The 25,808-nt window shown below is 68.7% G+C and carries 32 protein-coding genes; 15 read left to right on the top strand and 17 right to left on the bottom strand.

Annotated features, from left to right (window positions below; genetic code table 11):
* Positions 1–11: 11 nt before the first annotated feature.
* The gene (locus tag ABD108_RS08160; protein WP_343930006.1) at positions 12–461 is read right to left on the bottom strand and encodes a hypothetical protein; all 450 of its coding nucleotides are present in this window, start codon (positions 459–461) and stop codon (positions 12–14) included.
* Here ABD108_RS08160 and ABD108_RS08155 point away from each other — a divergent pair.
* The 8 genes from ABD108_RS08155 (at position 460) to ABD108_RS08120 (ending at position 5,767) form a co-directional block, all read left to right on the top strand.
* Complete coding sequence (locus ABD108_RS08155; protein WP_308443060.1) at positions 460–819, top strand: WXG100 family type VII secretion target; 360 nt, start codon at positions 460–462, stop codon at positions 817–819. The two genes, ABD108_RS08160 and ABD108_RS08155, sit on opposite strands and share 2 nt — an antisense overlap.
* Positions 820–821: 2 nt before the next feature.
* Positions 822–1,109: a WXG100 family type VII secretion target gene (locus tag ABD108_RS08150; protein WP_255585664.1), complete on the top strand. Its 288-nt coding sequence runs from the start codon at positions 822–824 to the stop codon at positions 1,107–1,109.
* Positions 1,106–1,717: a hypothetical protein gene (locus tag ABD108_RS08145; RefSeq protein ID WP_343930005.1), complete on the top strand. Its 612-nt coding sequence runs from the start codon at positions 1,106–1,108 to the stop codon at positions 1,715–1,717. The genes ABD108_RS08150 and ABD108_RS08145 overlap by 4 nt, the downstream gene beginning before the upstream one ends.
* A complete protein-coding gene (locus ABD108_RS08140; protein ID WP_343930004.1) occupies positions 1,714–3,126 on the top strand; it encodes a putative toxin in 1,413 nt (470 codons plus the stop codon). The genes ABD108_RS08145 and ABD108_RS08140 overlap by 4 nt, the downstream gene beginning before the upstream one ends.
* Positions 3,123–3,818: a HEAT repeat domain-containing protein gene (locus ABD108_RS08135; RefSeq protein WP_343930003.1), complete on the top strand. Its 696-nt coding sequence runs from the start codon at positions 3,123–3,125 to the stop codon at positions 3,816–3,818. The genes ABD108_RS08140 and ABD108_RS08135 overlap by 4 nt, the downstream gene beginning before the upstream one ends.
* The gene (locus tag ABD108_RS08130; protein WP_343930002.1) at positions 3,815–3,994 is read left to right on the top strand and encodes a hypothetical protein; all 180 of its coding nucleotides are present in this window, start codon (positions 3,815–3,817) and stop codon (positions 3,992–3,994) included. The genes ABD108_RS08135 and ABD108_RS08130 overlap by 4 nt, the downstream gene beginning before the upstream one ends.
* Positions 3,981–4,655 (top strand): HEAT repeat domain-containing protein, encoded by a 675-nt coding sequence (locus ABD108_RS08125; RefSeq protein WP_343930001.1) that lies wholly within the window; start codon positions 3,981–3,983, stop codon positions 4,653–4,655. The genes ABD108_RS08130 and ABD108_RS08125 overlap by 14 nt, the downstream gene beginning before the upstream one ends.
* Before the next feature lie 419 nt (positions 4,656–5,074).
* Positions 5,075–5,767 (top strand): HEAT repeat domain-containing protein, encoded by a 693-nt coding sequence (locus ABD108_RS08120; RefSeq protein WP_343930000.1) that lies wholly within the window; start codon positions 5,075–5,077, stop codon positions 5,765–5,767.
* 10 nt (positions 5,768–5,777) lie between these two features.
* Here the strand turns inward: ABD108_RS08120 and ABD108_RS08115 are convergent, their stop codons facing one another.
* Entirely contained in the window at positions 5,778–6,587 is an 810-nt protein-coding gene (locus ABD108_RS08115) for an SDR family oxidoreductase (protein WP_220657917.1), read from the bottom strand.
* 83 nt (positions 6,588–6,670) lie between these two features.
* Here ABD108_RS08115 and ABD108_RS08110 point away from each other — a divergent pair, with 83 nt between their 5' ends.
* Entirely contained in the window at positions 6,671–6,829 is a 159-nt protein-coding gene (locus tag ABD108_RS08110; RefSeq protein WP_220657916.1) for a DUF5302 domain-containing protein, read from the top strand.
* A 58-nt stretch (positions 6,830–6,887) separates the two neighbouring features.
* Here the strand turns inward: ABD108_RS08110 and ABD108_RS08105 are convergent, their stop codons facing one another.
* Entirely contained in the window at positions 6,888–7,544 is a 657-nt protein-coding gene (locus ABD108_RS08105; RefSeq protein WP_305111096.1) for a TetR/AcrR family transcriptional regulator, read from the bottom strand.
* An 83-nt stretch (positions 7,545–7,627) separates the two neighbouring features.
* On the opposite strand from ABD108_RS08105, the gene ABD108_RS08100 reads away from it, so the two are divergent.
* Entirely contained in the window at positions 7,628–8,761 is a 1,134-nt protein-coding gene (locus tag ABD108_RS08100; RefSeq protein ID WP_343929999.1) for an FAD-dependent oxidoreductase, read from the top strand.
* 46 nt (positions 8,762–8,807) lie between these two features.
* Positions 8,808–9,686 (top strand): hypothetical protein, encoded by an 879-nt coding sequence (locus tag ABD108_RS08095; RefSeq protein WP_305111098.1) that lies wholly within the window; start codon positions 8,808–8,810, stop codon positions 9,684–9,686.
* Between the two features lie 7 nt (positions 9,687–9,693).
* On the opposite strand, the gene ABD108_RS08090 is transcribed toward ABD108_RS08095, so the two are convergent.
* From ABD108_RS08090 to ABD108_RS08050, 9 genes are all read right to left on the bottom strand, one after another.
* The gene (locus ABD108_RS08090) at positions 9,694–10,083 is read right to left on the bottom strand and encodes a DUF732 domain-containing protein (RefSeq protein ID WP_220657912.1); all 390 of its coding nucleotides are present in this window, start codon (positions 10,081–10,083) and stop codon (positions 9,694–9,696) included.
* A 155-nt stretch (positions 10,084–10,238) separates the two neighbouring features.
* Positions 10,239–11,429 (bottom strand): elongation factor Tu, encoded by a 1,191-nt coding sequence (tuf, locus tag ABD108_RS08085; protein WP_305111099.1) that lies wholly within the window; start codon positions 11,427–11,429, stop codon positions 10,239–10,241.
* A 124-nt stretch (positions 11,430–11,553) separates the two neighbouring features.
* Positions 11,554–13,659 carry an elongation factor G gene (gene fusA, locus ABD108_RS08080; protein ID WP_220657910.1) on the bottom strand — a complete coding sequence of 702 codons (2,106 nt, stop codon included), beginning with the start codon at positions 13,657–13,659 and terminating at the stop codon, positions 11,554–11,556.
* A gap of 113 nt (positions 13,660–13,772) precedes the next feature.
* Complete coding sequence (gene rpsG, locus ABD108_RS08075; protein ID WP_220657909.1) at positions 13,773–14,243, bottom strand: 30S ribosomal protein S7; 471 nt, start codon at positions 14,241–14,243, stop codon at positions 13,773–13,775.
* On the bottom strand, positions 14,243–14,617 hold the full coding sequence (rpsL, locus tag ABD108_RS08070) for a 30S ribosomal protein S12 (protein ID WP_013128047.1): 375 nt from the start codon (positions 14,615–14,617) through the stop codon (positions 14,243–14,245). The genes rpsG and rpsL overlap by 1 nt, the downstream gene beginning before the upstream one ends.
* Before the next feature lie 369 nt (positions 14,618–14,986).
* Complete coding sequence (locus ABD108_RS08065; protein ID WP_343929998.1) at positions 14,987–15,868, bottom strand: DNA-3-methyladenine glycosylase family protein; 882 nt, start codon at positions 15,866–15,868, stop codon at positions 14,987–14,989.
* Between the two features lie 14 nt (positions 15,869–15,882).
* A complete protein-coding gene (locus ABD108_RS08060; RefSeq protein WP_220657907.1) occupies positions 15,883–16,278 on the bottom strand; it encodes a DUF5313 family protein in 396 nt (131 codons plus the stop codon).
* Between the two features lie 38 nt (positions 16,279–16,316).
* A complete protein-coding gene (locus ABD108_RS08055; RefSeq protein ID WP_343929997.1) occupies positions 16,317–17,078 on the bottom strand; it encodes an ABC transporter permease in 762 nt (253 codons plus the stop codon).
* Positions 17,075–17,953 (bottom strand): ABC transporter ATP-binding protein, encoded by an 879-nt coding sequence (locus ABD108_RS08050; protein WP_343929996.1) that lies wholly within the window; start codon positions 17,951–17,953, stop codon positions 17,075–17,077. The genes ABD108_RS08055 and ABD108_RS08050 overlap by 4 nt, the downstream gene beginning before the upstream one ends.
* Before the next feature lie 115 nt (positions 17,954–18,068).
* Between ABD108_RS08050 and ABD108_RS08045 the strand changes: the two genes are divergently transcribed.
* On the top strand, positions 18,069–18,929 hold the full coding sequence (locus ABD108_RS08045) for a hypothetical protein (RefSeq protein ID WP_343929995.1): 861 nt from the start codon (positions 18,069–18,071) through the stop codon (positions 18,927–18,929).
* Between the two features lie 3 nt (positions 18,930–18,932).
* Here the strand turns inward: ABD108_RS08045 and ABD108_RS08040 are convergent, their stop codons facing one another.
* From ABD108_RS08040 to ABD108_RS08030, 3 genes are read right to left on the bottom strand one after another with little or no spacing between them, the layout of a single operon-like run.
* Entirely contained in the window at positions 18,933–19,214 is a 282-nt protein-coding gene (locus ABD108_RS08040) for a DUF2277 domain-containing protein (protein ID WP_305111104.1), read from the bottom strand.
* A 44-nt stretch (positions 19,215–19,258) separates the two neighbouring features.
* Positions 19,259–20,176: an FAD-dependent oxidoreductase gene (locus ABD108_RS08035; protein ID WP_343929994.1), complete on the bottom strand. Its 918-nt coding sequence runs from the start codon at positions 20,174–20,176 to the stop codon at positions 19,259–19,261.
* A 16-nt stretch (positions 20,177–20,192) separates the two neighbouring features.
* Complete coding sequence (locus ABD108_RS08030) at positions 20,193–20,729, bottom strand: TetR/AcrR family transcriptional regulator (RefSeq protein WP_343929993.1); 537 nt, start codon at positions 20,727–20,729, stop codon at positions 20,193–20,195.
* 90 nt (positions 20,730–20,819) lie between these two features.
* On the opposite strand from ABD108_RS08030, the gene ABD108_RS08025 reads away from it, so the two are divergent.
* The 3 genes from ABD108_RS08025 to ABD108_RS08015 all read left to right on the top strand — a co-directional run bounded on the left by ABD108_RS08025 (position 20,820) and on the right by ABD108_RS08015 (position 23,931).
* Positions 20,820–21,218, top strand: coding sequence for a PaaI family thioesterase (locus ABD108_RS08025; RefSeq protein ID WP_343929992.1), 399 nt, complete (start codon positions 20,820–20,822; stop codon positions 21,216–21,218).
* 38 nt (positions 21,219–21,256) lie between these two features.
* Positions 21,257–22,111: an acyl-[acyl-carrier-protein] thioesterase gene (locus ABD108_RS08020; RefSeq protein ID WP_343929991.1), complete on the top strand. Its 855-nt coding sequence runs from the start codon at positions 21,257–21,259 to the stop codon at positions 22,109–22,111.
* Between the two features lie 83 nt (positions 22,112–22,194).
* Positions 22,195–23,931: an MFS transporter gene (locus ABD108_RS08015; protein ID WP_305111109.1), complete on the top strand. Its 1,737-nt coding sequence runs from the start codon at positions 22,195–22,197 to the stop codon at positions 23,929–23,931.
* On the opposite strand, the gene ABD108_RS08010 is transcribed toward ABD108_RS08015, so the two are convergent.
* Positions 23,932–24,573 (bottom strand): response regulator, encoded by a 642-nt coding sequence (locus tag ABD108_RS08010; RefSeq protein ID WP_343929990.1) that lies wholly within the window; start codon positions 24,571–24,573, stop codon positions 23,932–23,934.
* The gene (locus tag ABD108_RS08005) at positions 24,570–25,697 is read right to left on the bottom strand and encodes a sensor histidine kinase (RefSeq protein ID WP_255585759.1); all 1,128 of its coding nucleotides are present in this window, start codon (positions 25,695–25,697) and stop codon (positions 24,570–24,572) included. Before ABD108_RS08005 ends, ABD108_RS08010 begins: the two co-directional genes overlap by 4 nt.
* Between the last annotated feature and the right edge of the window lie 111 nt (positions 25,698–25,808).

Here is a 25,808-nt window from a genome sequence, read left to right as displayed (position 1 = left end):
GGGTACCGCCGTCACTCGCTCGGTGTAGCTCCGCTGGCACGCCAGAGTCGTTGCACACCTTGCGAAACCGTCATCGAATCGGAGTCGATCATGAAGGTGTCTTCGCGATCGACGTACGGCACCACGACGTCGAAGGCTTGCCCGTCGCGGTGCTCGACGATGATCTTGAGCGCGTCGGTGCCCGCCCCGACCACGCGCACATCCAGGGTCACGGCGCGGGCACGGAGAAGCTCGCGGTCGCCAGCGAGGGTGAGCCGGCCGATGTTGGTGTCCTCGTCGGTAGCGCTGACCGAGGTGTCGAGCTTGCGCATCGAACGACTCCCGTCGACCGCGATCGCCAAGCTGAACGGCGTAAGAGTATCGCCGCGTTCGAGTACCCCCGCGGCCGCTTCCACGCTATCGTTGAGGAGGGAGTCGAGATCGGCTTGAGTGTGCGGGGAGGCATCGTCGCGCCAGCTCATGTCGTTCCACCAATCGGTTGGGGGGCCGAGAATGAACACGAGACTACAGGTGAACCCTGCGGATCTGCGGACGGGCGGCACGAGGTTCGACGCCCAGCAGGCCCGGATCGCATCGATCCTCAACGCGGCCGAACGCGCCCACACGGACCTTCAGGGCACGTGGCAGGGTTCGGCGGCGGAGGTCATGCAGGAGCGCTGGGACGAGCACCTGCCAGGAGTCGGTGAGCACGTGGCGAAACTGACTGAGTACGCCCGACTACTCACCTCCACGGCTGCCGACTACGCGGACACGGAATCGGGTAGCACCGAAGAGATCCGGGCTGCCGGCGAAGGCGGCGTCCTCGACCTGGAGGCGTAGCCGTGCGGTACAGGTACGACCTCGCCGCCATGGGTGATTTCGTAGACGCCCTGGACAAACAGATCACCGAGATCACCGACCGCTGCGCCGAGGTCCGTTCCGCCACCGGCGAGGTGCTCGCCACCTACAAGGGCACCGCCGCGGAGGCCTTCAACAGCACACAGTCGCAGTGGCAGTCGGATATGGAGGAGCGCATCAAGCAGCTCCAAGCGCTGCGCACCCACGTCGCAACCTGCAAACGCAACTACGAAGAAGCCGATCGCGTGATCTTGAAGATGTTCGGCTCATGAGGCGGATCGTCGGATTCCTGCTCGCGACTGCGCTTCTGGCCACGTCGTGCGGTACGCAGAAGCCCGCGATCAACGGCGGTCCCGAGCGGTCGACGTGCGATGCGACGAAACCGACGGGCGAAGCGGTCATCCTCGAGGCACCGATCACGGTGAAGATCCCGAAACTGCCGCGGTGGTGGACCGCAGAACGCACCGTGCCCGACAGTCTCTCGGTCATCACCCGGCAGCCGGAAAGGCTTCTCAGCGCCTCCCTCACTATCCGCGTCGGCCAGGCGACCCGCCAAGACGACGCCGAAGGCAGCCTCCAATTCCTGGCCGGATTGAGGATGCCGAGTTGGAAGGAGACGAGCCGCGAGGCGATCCGGGTGTGCGGGCTTCGCGGTATCGAGAGCGTCGGAGTGTACGAGGAGCCCCGCACCGTCCACAGCCGTGACTCCGACAAGCGCCCCTATAGCCGCCAGCTCACGAAGGCCTTCTTACTGGTCGGGGATCGGGTCGGCACCACCTTGTACATGATCCAGGCATCGGTCCGGATCTCCGACGAGACCACTGAATTCGACACCGATATCGCCCTCATGCTGGACAACCTGGAAATCGTCCGATCATGACCGACGTCGATCCGCAGTGGTACTTCGACACCGCGGCCGCGATGCGGAAGCTGGGCAAGGACATCGCCACAGAGCTGACCTCGCTGCAGGGGAAACTGTCCGGCATATCGAACTCCGCCGGCAATCACACATCGGCCGGACACACCTGGGCCACGGCCTACGATCAGGCGGCCTCCGACGTCTTCGAGGCCGCTTCCCTCACCGCGATCGCGGCCGACAACTTGGGCGAGATGGTCCACAAGGCCGGTACCGAGCGCCTCCGCGTGCAGAACGAGAACTCACCCGGCCGGCAGGCGGTCTCGGCCCCGGCGCTGCCCGCCGGCAGCGGATTGACCATCTCGATGCACCCGACGGTGCGCTCGACGGGCGGCCTCCACGACCTCCCCGAGGATTGGGACATCATCGAGGGGCGGATCGAGAAGAAGTGGGCCGACTGCGATGTCGGGAAGATCAAGTCTGCCGGCGAGGCGTGGACGAGCAGCGTGGGAAACCTCAACACGGCGATCGAGGCCGTCCCGCCGATGAACACGACGGCCGACCCACCGCCCGAGGTGCCGAAGATCGACAAGGCGGTCAATCGCGTGACCAAGACGCTCGACGAGGTGCGACTATGGGGTCAATGCATCGCGAGCTCGTGTGATCACACCCAGAGCAAGTCCGATCTCGAGCGGAAGCAGATCAAGGCCATCCTGCTCAATGCCCGGATCATCATCGCCGTGCTCGAGAACCTCCCCGGCGGACCCGCGGCCGGCGCCGCCGCGGACTACGCGGTGGAAAAGTTCAAAGATCAAGCGGCGAAAGACGTCACGACGCTGCTCACCGAGCTCGACGGCTTCGTCGCGCAGGCGGCGGACAATCTCAAGCTGATCACCAACAAGGGCAACGTGACCAGCCTGATCCAATTCAAACTCGCGCCCCTGCTGGGCCGCTACGCCCGGCCGGACAAACCCGTCGCCGGGAACGGGAACAACCGCCAGCGGGGCGCGGACGGCGAGCGCCGTGCTGGAATCCCGCCCGGCTACAAGAAGCGCCGGGTGTACCCGAGCGCGCCACTCGGAAAGGGCGGCTACCGCTACCCCGACCACATCAATGACGACACCCGCCAGATCACCGAGGTCAAGAACACCAACGACACCCGCGATAGCGACAACCAGATCATCGACGAGGCGAACTGGGCAGCTGAGAACGGCTATACGATGACGCTGATCACCGACCATCGAACGACGCTGTCTCCCGAGGTGGAAAAGCTGCAATCGGAGGGCAAGATCACTGTGCTACGGATGGAGCTGGACGAAAATCTGGGAGGGCAGAAGCCGACGCCCTTCATCCCGACGGACACGTGGGTGCCGCCGCCGTCCGACCCCACAAAGCCGAAGGACTCGATACGGACAGGAGTGCCGACGCCATGAGCTTCGAGTACGACGGTATGCCGCAGGGCGACGACTGGATGGACTTCATCACGCACGCAGGCATGGTCGACGGCAAGGACGGGTTCGAACGCCGCCTCGTCGACGATCTCGCGGCGGTGGGTGTGCGGGCATTCACTGTCGGACGACTGAAGTCAGCGGTGCGCAGTGTGCCGCCGGCGATTCCGGTCTTCATCGACTGGCTGAATAATCTCGATTCGCGGGTACCCGGCGAAGAGACCCGGCATCGGTCGGGTTTGCGCACCTCGCTCATCATGGCGCTCGACGATCCCGCAGCGAAGGGCGACCGCGCGGCGGTCGACGCGCTGTTCCGTCAACTCGATCGTCGATCACCTCCCCTTGCGCGGCCGGTCCAGATCTGGGCGACCGAGGTCCTCGGCCGTATCGCTACGAAGGACGACTACGAGCGCATGCTGGCACTCACCCGGCGGGCCGACCTCGAAGACGGAACCCGAATCGCCTTGGTTCGCTACCTCGGTCGCTTCCGCCGCGCGGAGTCCCGCGAATTAGCCCGCAGCTACCTCGAACGTCCCATCGTCCGCCAGGAAGCGATTCACACTCTGGGCAAGGTAGGCACCTCGGACGACATCGACGCCATCGCCGCCTACGCGAACGACGACAACCCACGCGTCCGCCGCGCCGTCGAGACAGCCCTGAAAAAGCTGCGCTCATGACCGACCGGGAAAGCCTGGACTCGCTGCTCGGCGAACTCCGCGAGCAGGCGACGATCCTTCGGTCACTTCGCCTCGCACTGCACGCGATGACGGCGAAGGTGCGATCGGACGACAACGCGGTCACCGTGCACGCGGCAGCGAACGGCACCGTGAGGCTCAGGTATGCCTCAGCATGAAGATTGGATGCAGAACTACGCTGAATCGGGTCTGATCGACGGCCAGGACGGATTCGACACGCGATTGATGCGCGACCTCAACGATGTTGGGGTGCACGCCTATAAGGTCGGGCATCTGGCTCGATCCGGCCAGACCTTCCCGCCGGCGATTCCTGTCTACATCGACTGGCTGAACGATCTTGATGCCCGGGTGCCCGGCGAGGAAACGCGGCATCGATCGACCCTCCGACGATCGTTGATATGGGCACTCGACGATCCCGCCGCAAAGGGAAACCGCGCCGCGAGCGACGCCGTTCTCCGACAACTGGCTCGGACTTCACCGGCACTCGAGCCCTTCATGCAGATTCAATCGGCCGCCATCCTCGCCCGCATCGCCTCGAAGGACGAATTCGATCGCATTGTCGATCTCTCACGTCGACCGAGCCTCGAAGACGGTGCTCGAGTTGCCCTGGTCAAGTACTTCGGGCGCTATCGAAGGCCGGAATCGCGTGACTTCGCGCGCGCATGGCTCACGCGCCCCATCGTCCGCCAAGAAGCGGTGCGCACGCTCGGGAAGATCGGAACGGCCGAGGATATCGACGCCATTGCCTCCTACGTGGACGATGAAGATCCTCAGGTACGCCGCGCCGTGGAATCAGCGCTGAAGAAGCTCCGCTCGTGACCGACCGGGAAAGCCTGGACTCGCTGCTCGGCGAACCCCGCGAGCAGGCGACGATCCTGCGGTCACTGCGCCTCGCACTGCACGCGATCACGGCGAAGGTGCGATCGGACGACAACGCGGTCACCCGTGTCCATCGCCGAGGCCACGAACCGGCCCCTGGCGAAGGTGTAGGAGCAGGCCGCCACACGCTCCGCGGCCGTCGACGCGGCTCGGAACCGGCTCACCGAGGAACTGACGCGGCAGGGCGATCCCACAGGGAAGGCCCTCACCGATGTCATCGCCGCCACGAGACTCGACCCCCCGCCTGCGCGTCCGACCCGAAAACCTGCCTCGCAGTACGAGAACCACCTGGAGTCCTGGCTCTCGCGGTAGCCCACTCCGGCAGGGCGCCGGCCGAACCATCGAGGAGTACCCGTCCCATGAACCTCATCGAATACCCGGGCATGCCCGAGGGCGACGACTGGCGCGACGGCCTCGCGCGGTACACCGACGGCGTGCGCGGATTCGAGACCCGCATCGTCGACGATCTCGAGGCGGTGGGCATCCGCGCATACACCGTGCAATCGGTGGGGTCACTCAAGAGCGTTCCCCGGGAGGCGATCCCGATCTTCACCGACTGGCTCACCCACCTCGACGAACGGGTTCCGGGACCCGAGAATCTCCACAGGCAGATCCTGAGAACCACCCTGATTAAGAGCGTCAACGACGCGAATGCGAAGGGAAACCGGGCCGCGATCGAGGCATTGTTCCAGCAGGTTGCCCGCACCGACCCGCCGCTACGCGACGAGGTCCGCATCTGGGCTATGGAGGCCCTCGCCCGCATCGCCACCAAGGACGACTACGATCGCATGCTCGCCCTCGCCCGCAGCGATGGGCTCGACACGGGCACGCGTATGGCCCTCGTCCGGTATCTCGGCCGCTTCCGGCGGCCGGAATCACGCGAGGTCGCCAGAGACTACCTGCAGTACCGCTTCGTCAATCAGGAAGCCCTCCGCACACTGGGCAAGGTCGGCACAGCAGACGACATCCCGATCGTCGAGAGCTTCCTGGACGACGAGAACCCCCGCGTGCGCAGGGCGGGCGAGACCGCCCTGAAGAAACTCCGGGGCTAGCCGGCGCCGCCTACTCGGGCAGGGCAGCCGGACGCGGCCAGTCCTTCGGACGCTGCTGGGCGTCGAGACCACCGTCGGCGAAGATCACCGAGCCCACGATGTAGGCGGAGTCGGGACCGAGGAGAAAGCCTGCCAGGGCGGCGATCTCGTCGGGTCGCCCGGCACGCCCGGCCGGGATGAGCTTGACGTACTCGTCCATCGCCGCGCCCATCTGCGGGTCGGCCCGGCCGGCGCGGGTCATCGGCGTATCGATGTAGCCCGGCGCCACGGCGTTGATGCGGATACCGTGCCGCACGTAATCGGCCGCCTCGCAACGCGTGTAGTACGCGAGGGCCGCCTTCGACGCCGGATACGCCAGCACCGAGGCGTACTCGCCGTAGGAGTCCGCCAGCCCCCGGGCCACCGCCTCGTCGCCGGCGAGGCAGGCGTCCGCGAGCTCGATCGGCCAACCCGGTTGCGTGGTGGTCGAATTCGAGCTGGCGAGCAGCACCGAAGAGGAGAGGGACCTGGCTAGCAGGTGCCGAACACCTTCCAGCACCTCCACGGCACCGAAGTAGTTCACCGAGACCACGGCCGAACCTGCGCGCCCCGCAGCGGGTCCGATACCGGCGAACGCCGCCAGCCCGTCGAGCGGGCAGTCCCCCACCAGCTCGCCGATCCGCGCCACCGCCTCCGCGCGCCCCGCGGGCGTCCCCAGATCCGCGTCGACATCGGCACCCGCGAGATCCACCCCGATCACGCCGTGCCCCTCGGCGTGCAATCGATCGGCAGTGGCGGCGCCCAGCCCCGACGCGGCACCGGTGACAACGTAGGTCCCCATGAATTCTCCTCCTCTGCCGAAAACCCGGTGACATCTTCCCCTGTCCGGTTTAGCGTGATTCCACGCCGACGAGAGGAGACACCATGACGACCGACGGTATCGCCGACAAGTTCAAGGAAGCACTCGAACGAAAGAACGCGTCCAATCGCAAGGGTTCCGCCCACCTGGACGGGGCTGTGAAGCCGCAGACCCCGCACGGCTCCGAGAGCCACCAGCAGCAGTTCCGCCGCAAGAGCGGATAGCCGCGTTCTCCCCGACGCCCCGCGACCCCAGGGTTCGCGGGGCGTCGGTCGCTCCGGGTCAGCTCGCCCGGACACCCGCGAGGATCAGATCGACCCCGGCGAGGAACTGCTCGCGGTCGTCGTGATCCCGCAATCGCCCGGCCACACTGCGGGTGAACGGGAATTCGCCGGGATCCAGATCGCCCCAGCGGTCCGCCATCGCGGCCAGATGCTCCTCCCGGCCCGGACCGCCCACGGACGCACGCGCATTGGCGGCGTTCTGCACACCGGCCCCCACGATGTAGTTGAGCAGGGCCGTCGCGGCGTCGAACCGCGCACCGTCGGGCAGCCCGAGCCGCACGATCCGGCTGCCGAGCGCCTCGAAGACACGCAGCGTGCCGTGCTGTGCGGGATCGCGGTACATGCTCGCCCCCACCCACGGATGCGCGTCCAGGGTGTCGAAGAGGCCGAGCGCCAGCACCCGGATGCCGTCGGCGGGATCGGACTGATCGGAGGAGTCCGCCAGCACCTCGCCGATCATCCGCTCGGCGGCCGCGGTGAGCAGCTCGTCCTTGCCGGCGACGTGGTGGTAGATCGCGCCCGGCCCCGTCGCCAGCCGTGCCGCGAGTGCCCGGAACGTGAGCCCGGCCTCGCCCTCCTCGTCGAGGATGTCGATCGCCGCGGTGACGATCGCGTCCCTGGAGAGCGCACTGCTCCTGCGCGCTGATCCCGCCATGGTCCCATCTTGACACACGTTGGAACACCGTTCCATACTGACGTCATTGGAACGTTGTTCCAACTCATCGAAGGGAGTGCACCATGACAGCACCGGTCACCATCATCGGAGCGGGCCTCGGCGGCCTCGCCCTGGCCCGCGTCCTCACCGTCCACGGCATCGAAGCCACCGTCTACGAGGCCGACCCCTCCCCCGAGGCCCGCACCCAGGGCGGGCTGCTGGACATCCACGAGGACGACGGACAGGCGGCCCTGGATGCGGCACGCCTCACCACCGAGTTCCGCTCCCTCATCCACCACGGCGGGCAGGCCTCGCGCATGGTCGACACCCGCGGCACCGTCCTGCTCGACGAACCCGACGACGGCACGGGCGGCCGTCCCGAGGTGCTGCGCGGCGAACTGCGACGGATCCTCCTCGACTCCCTGCCACCCGGCGCGGTCCGCTGGGGCGCCAAGGTCACCGCGGTCCGTCCCCTCGGCGAGGGCCGCCACGAGGTGACCTTCGCCGACGGATCGTCGGTCACCACCGCCCTGCTGGTCGGCGCCGACGGCGCCTGGTCCAAGGTCCGTCCCCTCGTCTCCGACGCCGCCCCCGCGTACACCGGGATCACCTTCGTCGAGACGCACCTGACCGATGTGGAGGCGCGGTACCCGGCCACCGCGGCGGTGGTCGGCGCCGGCTCACTGTTCGCGCCCACCCCCGGCCGCGGCATCGGCGCCCACCGCGAGCCCGGCGACATCGTGCACGCCTACTTCCAGCTGGCCTGCGACGCCGATCAGGCAGACCGGCTCGCCTCCGCCGCACCGGAATCCGTCCGTCACCAGATCACCGAGGCCTTCTCCGACTGGGCCCCCGCACTGCTGGCGATGATCGCCGACACCGAGACCGATCCCGTGGTCCGGCGGCTGCACGTGCTGCCGGTGGGCCACCGCTGGGATCGCGTTCCCGGCGTCACCCTGCTCGGCGACGCCGCCCACCTCATGCCCCCGGCCGGGGAGGGCGCGAACCTCGCCCTGTTCGACGGTGCCCGCCTCGCCCAGGAGCTCGTGGCGCACCCGGCCGACACCGAGGCCGCGATCGCCGCCTATGAGGCCGAGATGTTCGAGCGCAGCGCCGCTGCCGCCGCGGGCGCCACCGAGATCTTCGAGATGATGCTCGGCGAGGGCGCCCCGGGCACACTGCTCGACTTCTTCAGCACCGTCGCGGCCGCCGACTAGACTGCGATCGCACACACCGGCAGGGGAGGCGATCATCGACATACCGGTGCTCATCCCCGTCCCGATCGTCCGGTACATCGAGCCGGAGGAGAAAGCCACACCATCACCGGCGGTGCTGCAGGCCCGCGCCGTGATCGCATCGATCCTCGGTTCCCTGCGCGACGGCCCGCACCTCCCGGAATCGGGACTGCACTGGGCGTCCGCGTACCTCTCGCGCCCCGGCGAGAACGTGATCGCGGTATCCACCACCGACGCCGGTTGGCTCCCGCCGGGCGTACTCGTCCCGTCCGGTGTGCGGGTGCTGTGGAACGCGCCCGCGGCCACCGCGTGGGCCACCGTCGACGATCCGGTGCGGCAACTCATCGAATACGCCGCGGGCAACGGCTACGCGATACGCGGGATCGCCACCACCCATCCGTCGCGGGTGCACTACGACCCCGCCGACCCCGGCCGTCTGGTCGGGGAGAACCGGCGCGGCCCCGTCTTCGACGGTGGCGCTGACCGGTTCGAGGTGGTGGCCTCCGCCGATCGCGTGGCCCGCATCCGAGGGCTCGACGACGCCCACGCCGACCGCCAATCCCGGGCGCTGCTGCGGGATCTGGAGCGGCTCACCGTCGGACCCGGGTACGTGCCCGGCCTCGACGAGACCGTCGCGGAGGCCGGACGGTACCTGCGCGCGGGCCGGAAGGTCCCGGTCGCGGTGCGCGATCACCTCGCCTTCGCCGAGGACGAGCTCGTGGACGCCCTGCGCGCCGACCGGAAATCTCCCCGCGACCTCTCCGCGGACAGCCGCGCCCCGGACGGAAGCCGGCTGCGGCACCTGCTGCTGCAGCGCGCCGCCGTCGCGGCCACGCGCGCCGCGATCGCGCACGATGTGGAATCCGCCGTCTACGCGTGGACCTTCGCCCGCTACCTGATGCGCTGAACGGCCGTCATCCCTGGCCGGGCGTCGGGCGCCAGCCGTTCGGATAGGTCATGTACCGCGACCAGTTGCGGTTGCACAGGTACTGCGCGGCGTAGAACACCAGCTGCTGCCGCTCCCACAGCGGGTAAGCGCGCTCATCGTTGTACAGCGCCCGCGTCGCGGCGACGGTGCTCGACGGATTCCGGTCGAGCGCGGTGCACGCGCTGTAGCCGAACCGGACCATCTGGGCGTCGGTGGTCCGATCGCCGAAGGGCTTGGTGAAGTCGTGGAGGTTCTTCGAGGCCACGACGAACCGGCCCTCGTCGAGCCGGCCGTCGGCCTGGGCGGGCGCCTGCACCAGCGCGGCGCACCCGAACGCCACGGCCGCGGCCGCCACCGCCCTCATCAGCTTCGGCATCGTCTCGCTCCTCGTCTCCGGTGGGCCCGGCCCACGTGTCGTGGCGATTATCGCCGATGGCACGCACGCCGGGGCGCGAACCCGAGAAGCCCGGATACGCGAAAACGGCGCCCCTCCCCGAAGGGAGAGGCGCCGTTCACGACTGTTACCGAAGATCAGGCGATGATCTTGGTGACGCGGCCGGCACCCACGGTGCGGCCACCCTCGCGGATCGCGAAGCGCAGGCCCTCGTCCATGGCGACCGGCTGGATGAGCTTGACGGTCATCTCGGTGTTGTCGCCGGGCATGACCATCTCGGTGCCCTCGGGGAGGGTCACGACGCCGGTCACGTCCGTGGTACGGAAGTAGAACTGCGGGCGGTAGTTGTTGAAGAACGGGGTGTGACGACCACCCTCGTCCTTCGACAGGATGTACGCCTGGCCCTCGAAGTCGGTGTGCGGGGTGGTGGTACCCGGCTTCACGACGACCTGGCCACGCTCGACGTCCTCACGCTTGAGGCCACGAACCAGCAGACCGACGTTGTCGCCCGCCTGGCCCGAGTCCAGCAGCTTGCGGAACATCTCGATGCCGGTGACGGTGGTCTTCGTCGACTTCTCGCGGATGCCGACGATCTCGACCTCCTCGTTGACGTTGACGATGCCGCGCTCGACACGACCGGTGACGACGGTGCCACGACCGGTGATCGTGAAGACGTCCTCGACGGGCATGAGGAAGGGCTTGTCGGTCTCACGCTCGGGGTCCGGGATGGACTCGTCGACGGCGTTCATGAGCTCGAGGATGGACTCGGTCCACTTCTCGTCGCCCTGCAGCGCCTGGTAGCCCGAGACGCGGACGACGGGGGCGTCCTCGTCGAACTCCTGCGAGGCCAGCAGCTCGCGGACCTCCATCTCGACGAGCTCGAGGATCTCCTCGTCGTCGACCATGTCGCACTTGTTCAGGGCGACAAGGATGTAGGGCACGCCGACCTGACGCGCGAGCAGCACGTGCTCACGGGTCTGCGGCATCGGGCCGTCGGTGGCGGCCACGACGAGGATCGCGCCGTCCATCTGAGCAGCACCGGTGATCATGTTCTTGATGTAGTCGGCGTGACCCGGCGCATCGACGTGAGCGTAGTGGCGCTTCTCGGTCTGGTACTCGACGTGCGAGATGTTGATCGTGATGCCACGAGCCTTCTCCTCGGGCGCCTTATCGATCTGATCGAACGCCGAGGCCTCGTTGAGGTCCGGGTACTTCTCGGCCAGAACCTTGGTGATGGCAGCCGTCAGGGTGGTCTTGCCGTGGTCGACGTGACCGATGGTGCCGATGTTCACGTGCGGCTTCGTCCGCTCGAACTTCGCCTTCGCCACTTGATGTCCTCCTGGACGTAGGTGCTATGTGAGGCCGGTTGCCCCACAAGCGGGTGTATTTACTTCAGTTGTTTCGACGCCGCGGAATTGTTCTGAGGCGTCACGCTCCGGAGAGCGGGGAGAATTACTCCCCGTTCACCTTCGCGATGATCTCCTTCGAGACGTTCGCCGGAACCTCGGCGTACGAATCGAAAACCATGGAGTAGTTCGCTCGGCCCTGGGTCTTCGACCGGAGGTCGCCGATGTAGCCGAACATCTCCGACAGCGGAACCTGTGCCTTGACGACACGGGCACCACTGCGTTCCTCCATGGCCTGGATCTGGCCACGGCGGGAGTTCAGGTCGCCGATCACATCGCCCATGTAATCCTCGGGCGTGGTGACCTCGACAGCCATGATGGGCTCGAGGATGACGGGACCGGCCTTGCGAGCGGCCTCCTTGAAGGCCTGCGCGCCGGCGATCTTGAACGCCATCTCGGAGGAGTCCACGTCGTGGTACGCGCCGTCGAGCAGCGTGACCTTGACGTTCACCATGGGGTAACCGGCGAGCACACCGTACTGCAGCGCGTCCTGGGCGCCGGCGTCGACCGAGGGGATGTACTCCTTCGGCACGCGGCCACCGGTGACGGCGTTGACGAACTCGTAGGTCGAGCCGTCCTCCGCGTCCTCCAGCGGCTCCAGCTTGATGATGACGCGCGCGAACTGGCCCGAGCCACCCGTCTGCTTCTTGTGGGTGAACTCGTGCTTGTCGACGGTCTTGCGGATCGTCTCACGGTAGGCCACCTGCGGCTTGCCGACGTTGGCCTCGACCTTGAACTCGCGACGCATACGGTCGACGAGGATGTCGAGGTGTAGCTCGCCCATGCCGCCGATGACGGTCTGGCCGGTCTGATCGTCGAGCTCGACGGAGAAGGTGGGGTCCTCCTCGGCGAGCTTCTGGATCGCGACGCCCAGCTTCTCCTGGTCCGACTTGGTCTTCGGCTCGATCGAGACGTTGATGACCGGGTCCGGGAAGGTCATCGACTCGAGGACGATGGGGTTCGCCGGGTCGCACAGGGTGTCACCGGTGGTGGTGTTCTTGAGACCGATCATCGCGTAGATGTGACCAGCGGTCGCATCCTCGACGGGCATCTCCTTGTTGGCGTGCATCTGGAAGAGCTTGCCGATGCGCTCCTTGTTGCCCTTGGTGGCGTTGAGCACACCGGTGCCCGAGTCGATGTGACCCGAGTACACGCGGACGAAGGTCAGCTTGCCGAAGAAGGGGTGCGCGGCGATCTTGAAGGCCAGGGCCGAGAAGGGCTCGTCCTTGCTGGGCTTGCGCGAGATGATCTTCTCCTCGTCGCCCACGGCGTGACCCTCGATGGAGGGCACGTCGAGCGGGCTGGGGAGGTAGTCGATCACGGCGTCGAGCATGGGCTGCACGCCCTTGTTCTTGAACGCCGAGCCGCACAGCACCGGGTACAGCTCACGGGTGATGGTGAGCTTGCGGATGGCGCCCTTGATCTCCTCGATCGAGAGCTCCTCGCCGGCGAAGTACTTCTCCATCAGAGCCTCGTCGGACTCGGCGACGGTCTCGAGCAGCTTCTCGCGGTACTCGGCGGCCTTGTCGACGAGGTCGGCGGGGATCTCCTCGATGGTCGGCTCAGCGCCGGTCGCGACCACGCCGCGCCAGGTGATGGCCTTCATCTCGAGCAGGTCGACGACACCGTCGAACTCGTCCTCGGCGCCGATCGGCAGCTGCAGGACCAGCGGCTTCGCGCCGAGGCGCTCCTCGATGGTGCGCACGGTGAAGTAGAAGTCGGCGCCCAGCTTGTCCATCTTGTTGACGAAGCAGATACGCGGGACGTCGTACTTCTCGGCCTGACGCCAGACCTGCTCCGACTGGGGCTCGACGCCCTCCTTGCCGTCGAAGACGGCGACGGCGCCGTCGAGCACGCGCAGCGAACGCTCGACCTCGACGGTGAAGTCGACGTGGCCGGGGGTGTCGATGATGTTGATCTGGTTGCCGTTCCAGAAGCAGGTCACGGCGGCGGAGGTGATGGTGATACCACGCTCCTTCTCCTGCTCCATCCAGTCGGTGGTCGAGGCACCGTCGTGGGTCTCACCGATCTTGTAGTTCACACCGGTGTAGAAGAGGATGCGCTCGGTAGTGGTGGTCTTACCGGCATCGATATGCGCCATGATGCCGATGTTGCGGACCTTCGTGAGGTCGGTAAGCACTTCCTGTGCCACGGTGGTAAGCCTCGTTCTCGTTAAAGGATGGTTGGAACTTCCGCCGCGGTAGCGGCAGCAGGTGCTCCGGTGTCCCGCAGGCCGGCCGGTTGCAGCCGGCCCGCGGGATCAGATCACCAGCGGTAGTGCGCGAACGCCCGGTTGGCCTCGGCCATCTTGTGGGTGTCCTCGCGACGCTTCACCGAAGCGCCCAGGCCGTTGCTCGCGTCGAGGATCTCGTTGGCGAGACGCTCGACCATGGTCTTCTCGCGACGCTGCCGCGTGAAGGTCACCAGCCAGCGCAGCGCGAGGGTGTTGGCACGACCGGCCTTCACCTCGATCGGCACCTGGTAGGTGGCACCACCGACGCGGCGGCTCTTCACCTCGAGCGAGGGCTTGACGTTGTCGAGCGCCTTCTTGAGGGTGAGAACCGGATCGGTGCCGGTCTTCTCACGGGTGGCCTCGAGCGCGCCGTAGACGATGCGCTCGGCGGTCGACTTCTTGCCGTCCAGGAGCACCTTGTTCACGAGCTGCGTCACGACCTGCGAGCCGTACACGGGGTCATTGACGACGGGGCGCTTGGGCGCCGGTCCCTTACGAGGCATCAGCCCTTCTCCTTCTTCGCGCCGTAGCGGCTCCGCGCCTGCTTGCGGTTCTTGACACCCTGGGTGTCGAGCGAACCGCGGATGATCTTGTAGCGAACACCCGGGAGGTCCTTCACACGACCGCCGCGGACGAGCACCATCGAGTGCTCCTGAAGGTTGTGGCCTTCGCCGGGGATGTACGCGGTGACCTCGACCGAGCTGGTGAGACGGACGCGGGCGACCTTACGGAGAGCCGAGTTCGGCTTCTTCGGGGTCGTGGTGTAGACGCGGGTGCACACGCCACGACGCTGCGGCGAGCCCTTGAGGGCGGCCGTCTTCGTCTTAGACGCCTTGTCCCGGCGGCCCTTGCGGACCAGCTGGTTGATTGTTGGCATAGAAGCGCTGTTTCCTTCTTCGTTCGGCTGTCGCCGGCCGCGTGGCCGACGCTGTCCTACTGCTGCGGTTGTAGCTCCGGGCAAGTCCTGCGCCCCCGGTTCAGAGGGCCGGACTTCCGCAGCGCGGCCCCACCTGCGATCTCGACTTTCGCCGTTTTCGCAGGTCAGTCCCGTCTCCGGGAAGTAGCTACCCGCCTCGCACGTACCCCGAGGTCGGGCGTGTCGCATGCCCGTACGTGGTTCCGGAGGTCCGGCCTGTCGTATGGACACGATGGATCGTCCTGGCTTTCACCAGGCACGGCGACCAAGCTTACCTGGATGAACTCACAGTGGTCAAAAGTGTTCGTCGCAGACCACCGTGGTCCCGCCTCACCACCGCCGATAGTCGCGCACCGAGACCCTCGGGCCACGCCGTTCCCGATCGACTCCGGCGCGGCTGAGCAGGCGGATCACGCGGCCGCGCTGGCCGGCGTACGGAGCGAGCGCTTCGAGCATCCCGGCATCGTCCAACGCTTCACCGACCAGGCCCATTCCCACGACCCGCGGCAGGTGGTAGTCGCCCACCGGGACGGCGTCGGGATCGCCGTGCGCGCGGCCGGTGACCTCGGCCACGGTCCAGGGTCCGATGCCCGGAAGGGCCGCGAGCCGCTCGGCGCGGTGTTCGACGGCGACGGCGCTGGCCCCGATGACGGTGCGCATCCGCACCGGTTCGACGCCGGCGCGATGCCACTCCCAGCTGGGAACGGCCGCCCAGTCCTCGCGGCGCGGCGGGACCCACAGCTCGGGCGCCCCCTGCTCGGGGCCCGGCGCGGGGGTCCCGGCTCGCCGAACGAGGTACCGCCAGGCCCGCCAGGCCTCCGCGCCCACCACCTTCTGCTCCAGGACGGCGGCAACGAGCGCCTCCCAGACCCGGTCGGTGCGGGTCAGCCGCAGGCCGGGCGACGCGGCGATCGCGCGGGCGATCACATCGTGCCGCGGGATCAGGGCGGACGGGTCGTCATCGGCCCCCGCGAGTGCGGGCGCGTGGTCGAGCAGCCAGTGCGCGCCGCTCCCCCACGCCTGCGCGGTGACGGTTCCGGCGACCTGGCGGATCCGGATCGTTCCCGGCCCGTCGGGGGTGTGCACGGCGCGCCAGATCGCATCGTCGGGCGTGCGGGCGTACGTGGGATCGCGCGGCCCCCGACGCAGTACGCCGACGGTGCCGTGCAGATCCAGGAGATGCCCCGGTTGCCAGGTGCGCTCGGACGTCACCCGCGCGAGGGTACCTAGGCCGCACGGTGCCGGTATTTCGCCGCGTACACCGTCGCGCGGCGCTCGTGTTCACGGAGCTGCGCGCCGCTCTCGATGTGCGGGTCGAGATCGTTGTCCGCCAACAGTTCCTGCAGATAGATGGACCGCATGCCGCCGATGAAAACGATGGCGGGCAGCAGCATCATGGCGACGAGCGCCAGTTTCACCCACAGCGGTGACGGGAGGAGAAGGGCCACCACGACGAAGGGCAGGAACATCATGGCCCCGCGGGTGAAGTAGCGGCGGTTGTGCCCGGGGCCCGTGGCGTCCCGGATCACCCAGTCGCGCATCGAATCGGGAAGACGCATCCCCATCAGATACTTCATCCGCTGCACGAGATTCGGCGTGGATCGTTCGGTTGACGTGGACATGCCCCCACGCTACGCCGGTGTGATGCAGGTCACAACGGTCAGCGGGCGGAGCTGCGCCGGTACGCGGCGGTCGCTGCGGCACTGAAGATCGCGAGCCAGGCCACCGCGTTGAGCAGGGCGATGCCGAGCGCGACGTGCTCGCCGCTGAGCTGCAGGCCCGCGGTGAGCGGGTAGCGGGCGAGCGCGGCCACCCCGAACATCGGCGTGAACTCCGCAGCGGTGAGCGCGGCCCCGGAGAGCGGGATGAAGACGCTGCCGGCGAAGGCCAGCACGGTCAGCAGGAGCCCCGGAACGTGCATCACGATCTCCGGGCGCAGCGCCAGGCCGAGCGCGAGCCCGAGCGCCCCGAAGACGGCGGAGCCGAGCCACGCGAGCAGCAGCGATTCCGCCCATACCGCGGGCTCCGCCCGGGCGCCGGTCGCGGCGGCGAGCGCTCCGACCACCACGACGGGCAGCGCGGCCACCACGAGGGCGCCGAGCAGCTTGCTCGCGATGTAGGCCGGGGGACGCAGCGGGGTCAGGCGCAGCGTGCGCACCCAGCCGGTCGACCGTTCGGCGGCGACGGCGGCCGCCGTGGTGGTGGCCGCGGCGCAGGCGCCGTACACGGCCAGGCCGATCATCGTCCAGGCGGCGAAGTCGCCGTGCGCGAACCGCACCTCCACGCCGCGTTGCCGCGACAGTGCCAGGTAGAGGACCGCGGGCAGCAGGGTGGTGATGAGGAGGGTCTGCCGGTTGCGGAGCTGGCGGCGGATGTCCAGGAGCAGGTAGCGGGCGGTGAGTCCGCCGGCGAGGGTGGTCATCGGGTCTCCTTGGTGAGGTGCAGGAAGGCGTCTTCGAGGCCGTGCGCCGTGGCCTCGATGTCGTGGGCGTCGGTGTGGCCGAGCAGGAATCGGAGCGCGTCGTCGGAGGCGTCGGGGTCGGCGGCGAAAACGGTGCGATCGCCGCGGACCTCGGCCACGCGCACCCCGGGGACGGCGGCGACCAGTCCGGCCGCACCTGCGCGGCCGACGGCGGCGGAGATGCGCCGCCCGCCCGAGGCCGCCCGGACGTCGGCGGTGGTGCCGTCGGCCACGATCCGACCGCCGGCGATCATCACCACCCGGTCGGCGAACTGGTCCGCCTCTTCGAGGTAGTGGGTGGCGAAGACCACGGTGGTGCCGCGCCGCGCGTCCTCGCGGACCGCGGCCCAGAACCGCCGCCGGGCCTCGACGTCCATGCCGGCGGTCGGCTCGTCGAGGATCAGGAGATCGGGTTCCGCGAGCAGCGCGAGGGCGAAGCGCAGGGCCTGCTGTTGCCCGCCCAAGCACTTCCCGACGGTGCGCCGGCGCAGCTCGTCGAGGCCGGCGCGGGCGATCGCGGCGTCCGGATCGGAGCCCGAGTGCAGGGCGGCGATGAGGTCGACGGTGTCCTGCACGGTGAGGGCGGGCAGGAGCCCGCCGGACTGCTGCACAGCGGCGACGGTGCCGGTGTGGGTGGCGGTCCCGGAGTCGGGCGGGATGAGGCCGAGGATCATGTCGATCGTGGTGCTCTTGCCGGCGCCGTTGGGGCCGAGGAAGGCCACCACTTCGCCGTGCCGGACGGTGAGGTCGATGCCGTCGACGGCGGTGAATCCCTCCCCCGTCGGGGTCGCGAAAGTCTTGGTGAGAGACCTGAGTTCGAGTGCCGTGGATGTCATGCCAGGAACTCTGCTGCGGCGCGGACCCGGTCGGATCCACCCGCGGGTGGACGCGGGGGTGGAGATCGCCGAACGGGACTGTGATTCACATCACAACAGGAGTAGATTCCCGGTCATGCGCATGCGGATTCCCGTCGGCCTGGCGGCCGCGGTGTGGCTGGTCGCCCCGTCGGTCGTGACCGCGGCGCCGCCGCCGGGCGCCCTGCTGGGGCAGTTCGCACAGAACCAGCTCCAGAACTGCGCGGCGATCTGCCCGTACGCCGCGCAGGGCGTGGCGACGGTGCCGATGGGTGCGGTCACCGCTCCGCTCGCCCTGCTGCAGACCGCCGCCGCCACCGGCGACCCCTTCCGGGCGGTGGGCGCCGCGGCCCGGTCGGTGACCGCGCCCGCCGATGCCGCGATGACGGGGATCATCGGCAACGATCTCAATCAGGTGGTGCCGCGGTTCCAGAACGGCGTGCTGATCGGGATGGTCCACGTCCTGCGGTTCGCGGACGGCACCGGCTCGGTCGACGGGATGCGGTCGGATCTGCTGGCCGCGCTGCAGGAGCCGCTCCCGCCCGTCGCGCCCACGCCGCCGCCGCTCACCACACCACCGCCGTTCGCGATCACTCCCACCCCCAGCGGCCCGCTGCAGGTAGCGGCCGTCGAGGCGGCGAACGCCTTCTTCGCCGCGGCCTTCTACGTCCCGGAGCTGTCGCTGCTCGGCGCGACGCAGACCGCGAACGCCGCCGCATCGACGCTGGCCTCGACCGGTGATCCGGTGGCCGCGGTGCGGGCGGGCGCGAACGCCGCCGGGGCGGTGGCCACGGAGAACGCGGCGATCCTGGAGCGGACGCTGACGCGGGCGTCCGCGGCGAGCATCGAATCTCCCGGCACCGGTGGGCAATCCGAACCGCCGACCGGATCGCCGCGCGAGTCGTCGACCGGATCGTCGGTCTCCGATGACGGCGGGGTGACGGGCGCGGGCGACTGACCGTCAGGCGGTGGTCGCGGCGCGGGCCGCGATGCGGGCCTGCACCTCGGGCCGCCGCAGGGGCGGCACCGTCTTCGGCGGTTGCCGCCGCTCGGGCAGCACGGCGAGCAGCTCGTGCGTGGCCTGCGTGACGGCGGCGACGGCCTTCTCGAAGGGTTCGCGGTTGTTGTCGCTCAGCTTCTGGATGCCCGAGACCTTGCGCACGTACTGACGCGCGGCGGCCTCGATCTCCTCGTCGGTCGCGGCGGGCTCGAGGCCCCGCAGTTCAGTGATGTTTCGGCACATACGTCGACGGTAGTCCCGTCCGGCGGTGGCGTCAGGCGATGGCGTCAGGCGATGAGCGCAGCGACCTCGTCCGCGCAGCCCCAGCTGAGGGTGACGCCGGCGCCGCCGTGCCCGTAGCAGTGGATCACGTCGCCCTCGCGTTCCAGGCGGACCGTCGGGCGGGCGGGCCGCAGGCCCACGTTGTGGCCGATCACGGTCGCGTCGGCGAGCTCGGGGACCAGTGTGCGGGCACGGGCGAGGATCGCGTCGGCGGTCGCGGGGTCCACGGTGAGCTCCTCCTGCCCGTGGTCTTCGGTGCCGCCCACCACGATGTCGCGGCTGCGCGGCACCACGTAGGTGGTCACGCCCAGGTCGAGGGCGGAATCGTCGATCCACCAGTGCTTCAGGCCCACCTGCTCCAGGTACACCACCTGCCCGCGTACCGGTTCCATCGACTGATCGCCCACGAGTTCCCGTGCGCCGAGGCCGGTGGCGTTCACGACGAGGCCGTCGAGTCGGTCGAGCGAGGCGATCTCCCGTTGCTCGACGGTGCCGCCCAGCTCGCGCACGCGCTCCTGCAGCCAGGGCAGGTACACGGGCATCTCGATGACGGGTGAGACGAAGCTCCAGCCCTCGGCGTAGCCGGGACGCGGCTCGTCGACACGGCGCACCTCGGGGACGGCGGACGACCACCAGGGTTCGCCGACGGGCTCCCGGAAGATCTCGGTGCCCGCGGTCATCACGACGCCATCGACGCCGCGGTCCGCGAGTGCGGTGAATTCGGCGAGCGCCGCGGCCGACCAGGCGGTGACGCGGTCGCGCGGTTCGGCGAGGTACGGGTACCAGACCGCGGCCGCGACGGCGGAGGTCAGATCGGGTGCCAGGTCCCGGCCGTGGACCTGCACGGAGTGTCCGGCCTCCAGGAGCCGCACCGCGCACGACAGTCCGATCACACCCGCACCCACCACAGTCACTTGCGCCACGGGAGAGATTCTGCCACTACGCAATCGACGCCGCGTAGGCATCCGCCGCTCGCGCCACCCGCGGTCGATCGCCGGTGGTCAGCAGGTCGAGGAGGAGTCCGCGGAAGGTTGCGATCGCCAGGGTCACGGCGGGATCGTCCGCCTGCCGCCCGGAGCTTTCCGCGAGGGCGAGCCGCCAGTCGTCGACCACGCCGCGCAGGAAGACCTCGAATCGCTCGGGGTGTTGCAGCGCCTGGCCGTAGGCCGCGAAGAAGGTGCGGAAGTAGGCCTCGTTCCGGGGATCCGAGCCGTGCCGCCAGATGCGCTCGAAGGCGATCGGCAGGGGCACCGGACCGTCCAGCGCGTCGAGCCGGAGGCGGTCCCTGATCCGGTCGAGGACGGCGTGCACGAGCCGGTCCTTCGAGCCGAAGTGGTGCGTGAGGGTGCTGGTCGAGACGTCGAGGGCCGCGGCCAGCGGTCGCAGCGACAGGTCGGTGAGACCGTTCGTCACGACCACGTCGACTGCGGCGTCGAGCAGTCGGGCTCGGCGTGCGTGATCCACGGGGCGCCCCATCGGACCTCCTCATCGATTGCCTCCCCGGATCCTCTCATTTCTGTCACGATCGTCATAGGAATTAGGGGAATCAGTGCGAGGAGTACCGGAATGAAGATCACCGAGGACGCGATCTACGCGATGGCGCCGTTCGCGCGCACCCTGGGCGCGCGATTCCCTTCCATCGCCGCCGACGAGGTCCGCGCCGAACTCGATCTCGACCTGAGCCTGTCCACGATGGGCGGCGGCCTGCACGGTGGCGCGATCATGAGCCTGTGCGATCTGGCGGCGGCCGTTCTCGTCGGCCTGAACCTCCCCGAGGGCACCGGCTGGACCACGGTGGAATCGCACACGCATTTCCTGCGCCCCGTGCTCGACCGTGCCGTCGCCGTCGCCGTGCCGCTGAAGCTGGGCCGCACGGTGCTCAGCGTGGAGGTCACGGTGACCGATGCCGCCGAACGCCTGTGTGCGCGCACATCGCAGCTGCTGATCGCGCGGACCGCGGCGTAGTCCGCCGGGATCGATCCGGGGCGACTAGGGTCGGCCCCGTGACGAAGCCTGCTGCGACCCCGTCGACCTACGAGTTCCTCCAGGACACCCCGCCCGGACCGTCCTTCGAGCGGACGTGGCCGGTGCGTACGGGCGATGTGAACCCCGAACGCCGAGTACGGCTGGACGGTGTGGCCCGGTACCTGCAGGACATGGCGAACGACGAGATGTTCCACCGCGGTTTCGAATCGACGGACCCGTACTGGCTGGTGCGGCGCACCATCATCGACGTGCTCGCGCCGCTCACCTGGCCCGCCGATGTCACGCTCACCCGCTGGTGCGAGTCGACCAGCTCGCGGTGGTGCAACATGCGGATCTCGCTGCACGACACCGCCGGCGGCCACGTGGAGACCGAGGGCTTCTGGATCCGGTTCAACGCCGATACCGGGATGCCCACGCACATCAGCGACGGCGGCATGGAGTACCTGAGCAAGTACGTCGCCGAAACCCGGCTGCGCTGGAAGGCGCTCAACACCGAGCCGGCACCCGAACCGTCGGCCTCCGATCACGAGTTCGCCCTCCGGACCACCGATTACGACCCCTTCCAGCACCTCAACAACGCCGCCTACTGGCAGCTCGTGGAGGACGATCTCGACGGCGATCCGATCCTGCTGAGCCCGCACCGCGCGATCATCGAGTACCTGGCCCCGCTCCCCCTCGGCTCGCGAGTACAGGTGCGCGGCCGCCGCGACGATCAGGGCTACCGCCAGTGGCTGTTCCGCCTGAACGAGGAGGGCGAACCGGATCCGAAGCCCGCCGCGGCGATCTCGGTGATCCCGCTTCCGGGCGAGCCCTTCGGCGCGCCCGCGCCGTTCCCGCCGGAACAGGGCGAAAAGGTCGAATGGCGCGGCTGACCGGGGGCGGCCCTGCACACCCCGATCAGGACACTTAGACTGCCGAGATAAATACGAAGTTCTTCTAAATTAAGGACTGTGTCTTGGCGATCCACGACCTCGAAACCCGCGACGGATACAAGTGGATCGCTTTGTCCAACACCACTCTGGGCATGCTGATCGCCACGATCAACAGCTCGATCGTGCTGATCGCCCTGCCCGACATCTTCAAGGGCATCCACCTCAACCCGCTGGAACCGGGCAACACCAGCTACCTGCTGTGGATGATGATGGGCTTCCTGGTGGTGACCGCGGTGCTGGTGGTGGCGTTCGGGCGGCTCGGCGACATGTTCGGCCGCGCCCGGATGTACAACATGGGCTTCGCGATCTTCACCGTCTCGTCGGTCTTCCTGGCGGTCACCTGGTTCGACGGTGCGCCCGCCGCCCTGTGGCTGATCGGCTGGCGCGTGGTGCAGGGTGTGGGCGGCGCCTTCCTCATGGCGAACAGTTCCGCGATCCTCACCGACGCCTTCCCGCAGAACCAGCGGGGCCTGGCGCTGGGCATCAACGGCGTGGCCGCGATCGCGGGCTCCTTCCTCGGCCTGGTGATCGGCGGCGTGCTGGCACCGATCAACTGGCACCTGGTGTTCCTGGTCTCGGTGCCCTTCGGCGTGGTGGGCACGATCTGGGCGTACCTCAAGCTGGAGGACCGCGGCGAGCGCGTCCCGGCCACGATGGACTGGTGGGGCAACGCCACCTTCGCGGTCGGACTGATCGCGGTGCTGGTGGGCATCACCTACGGCATCCAGCCCTACGGCGGACACGCCATGGGCTGGACCTCCCCCTTCGTGCTGTCCTGCCTGATCGGCGGCGCCGCAGTGCTCGCGGTGTTCTGCTACATCGAATTGCGGGTCCCCGCACCGCTGTTCGATCTGCATCTGTTCCGCAGCAAGGACTTCCTGTGGGGCAACGTCGCGAACCTGTGCGGCTCGCTGGGCCGCGGCGGCCTGCAATTCATGCTCATCATCTGGCTGCAGGGGATCTGGCTGCCGCAGCACGGTTACGACTACACGCAGACGCCGCTGTGGGCGGGCATCTACATGGTGCCGCTCACCGTCGGCTTCCTGCTCTCGGCGCCCGCGGCGGGCGCCCTGTCCGACCGGATCGGTGGGCGCAGCCTCAGCTCCACCGGACTGCTCATCACCGCGCTCACCTTCCTGGCGCTGATCGCGCTGCCGGTGGACTTCCCGTACTGGGCCTTCGCCCTGATCCTGTTCATCAACGGTGTGGGCATGGGCATGTTCGGCTCGCCCAACCGCGCGGTGGTGATGAACTCGCTGCCCGCCACCTCGCGCGGCTCCGGCTCGGGCATGATGACCACCTTCCAGAACGCGGCCATGGTGCTCTCGATCGGCCTGTTCTTCTCGTTGATGATCGCCGGGCTCTCGAGCTCGCTGCCGGGCGCGATGTCCACGGGGCTGCAGGCGAACGGGGTGCCCGCGCAGTACGCGAGCGAGATCGCGGCGCTGCCGCCGGTGGCCGTGCTGTTCGCGGCGTTCCTGGGCTACAACCCGATCCAGGAGCTGCTCGGCCCGCATCTGGCCCAGCTCAACCTCACGGCGGAGCAGTCGCAGCACCTCACCGGTCTGCAGTTCTTCCCGCACCTGATCTCCGAGCCCTTCCGCTCGGGCCTGGAGCTCGCCTTCTCCTTCGCCGCGGTGGTCTGCCTGATCGGCGCGGTCGCCTCGCTGCTCACCGGCCGCAAGGAGCCCGACGGTGCGCCGGACTCGGCCACGCTGGCGGCGGAGGCCGACGAGGTCGATACCGAAGCCCTGTATTAGCTACTGCGCGGCGAGCAGCGCCAGTTGCAGGCGGGTGCTGGAACCGGTCTTCGCGAGCAGGTTGGTCACATGGGATTTCACCGTGGTGACCGCCAGGTGCAGTTCGGCCGCAATCTCGGCGTTCGACATCCCCTGCCCGATCAACGCCAGTACCTCGCGTTCACGTGCTGTCAGCGAGTACTCGGCCGCGGGCACTGCCGGACTCGCCGGGGTGTCGGTACGGGCCACCAGCGCCTGCCCGATCAGTCGTTTGACGGTGGCGGGTGAGAGCGGAACATCGCCGGCCAGGGTGCGCCGCAGCGCATCCAGCAGCTCCTCGGGGGCGATGTCCTTCGCGAGGAAGCCCGCCGCCCCGGCCTGAAGCGCGGGGTAGAGGTGATCATCGTCGTCGAAGGTGGTGAGCACCACGACGGCGGCGTCCGGGTCCTGCGCCTTGATGTGCGTGATTCCCACGATGCCGTCGGCACCGGGCATCCGCAGGTCCATGAGCACCAGATCGGGCCGGGTGCGGGCGAATTCGTCCGCGGCCTGCTGGCCGTCGCGGGCCTCGCCGGCCACCTCGAAGTCCTCGGCACCGTCGAACAGCATGCGCAGGCTGTCGCGGATCAGCCGCTGGTCGTCCACGATCAGGACGCGGATCATCGTCGGGCCTCCTGCGTCGGGACGACGAGCCGGACCGACCAGCCACCGTCCTGCGGCCCGGCGTCGAGCACTCCCCCGGCCAGCCGGGCGCGTTCGGACATGCCGTCGAGTCCGTGCCCGGACCCGCGCTGCGGGGTGCCGGACAGATCGCTGTGCACCTGCGCGATCACCTCGGTGGGGGTCTGCGCGATCCGCAGCTCGACCGCGGATCCCGGTGCGGCGTGCTTCATCACGTTGGTCAGCGCCTCCTGGGTGACGCGCACCAGGGTGAGCGAGCCGATCGCATCCAATGCGTCGTCGTCGAGTTCGATGGAGTCGGTAACGGCGAATCCCGCTGCGCGGGTTCGCTCGACGGCACCCAGTAGTTCGCCGCGCACGTCCGCGATCTCGGTGGGCGAGCCCACCTGATCGGCGCGGATCGCGGTGAGCAGGCTGCGGATGTTGCCCAGCGCCTCGGAGGCGGTGGCGTGCACATCGTCGAGCACGGCCTTGGATTCGCCGTCCGGAGTGCGGGTGCGGGCCACGCCCACCCGCATGATGATCGCCGCCATGTGGTGCGCCACCAGATCGTGCAGTTCCCGGGCGAGCGCGGCGCGTTCGGTCTGCTGTGCGCCGGTGAGTTCGGCGGCGATCCGCAGGCGATCCTGGTGCGCGAGCTGGATGCGGCTGCGCAGGTACAGGCCCGCGGCCAGGGGCAGTCCGACGTACGCCAGCACCTGCACCGCCAGCTGGGCGGCGCCGGATCGGCCGTACGGATCGGTCACGGCGTGGAGCACGACCGCCGCCGCCCACACCGCGGTGCCCAGGGCGATGGAGCGGCCGTCGCGGCCCCGCGCGGCGAGGTCGAGCAGGGCGATCACGGCGAGGTACGGGACCAGCCCCGACATCCCCCACGCCTCCTGGGCGAGCAGCACGCCGCCGATCACCGACAGTGCCAGCGAGGTGGCGAGCGGGCGGCGCTCACCCACGGCGAAGATCGCCGCGGCGAGCAGCGAGAGCACCCAGTACAGCGGCGACACGTGGAATCGCCCCGGGTAGGTGCTGGCCAGCAGCAGCACCGGCGTCACCACCAGCGGCACCCAGCGCACCCACCGCATCCGGCGGATCCCGTCCATGGCATCCATCACCTGACGACCGTACCGGCTCGGTAGCAGATCGAGTAGCCGTCCACAAGGGGTCGCGGGGTGGGAATCGGCGGTCCGGGTCGGTACCGCGGGCGGAGGATTCAGGGGCCC

Origin of the sequence: Tsukamurella strandjordii, from assembly GCF_039525985.1 — a bacterium.
In the GTDB taxonomy this organism is placed as follows: Bacteria; Actinomycetota; Actinomycetes; order Mycobacteriales; family Mycobacteriaceae; genus Tsukamurella; species Tsukamurella strandjordii.
Note: the sequence above shows the minus strand (reverse complement) of the source record. Positions and strands in the feature narration are given on the sequence as shown.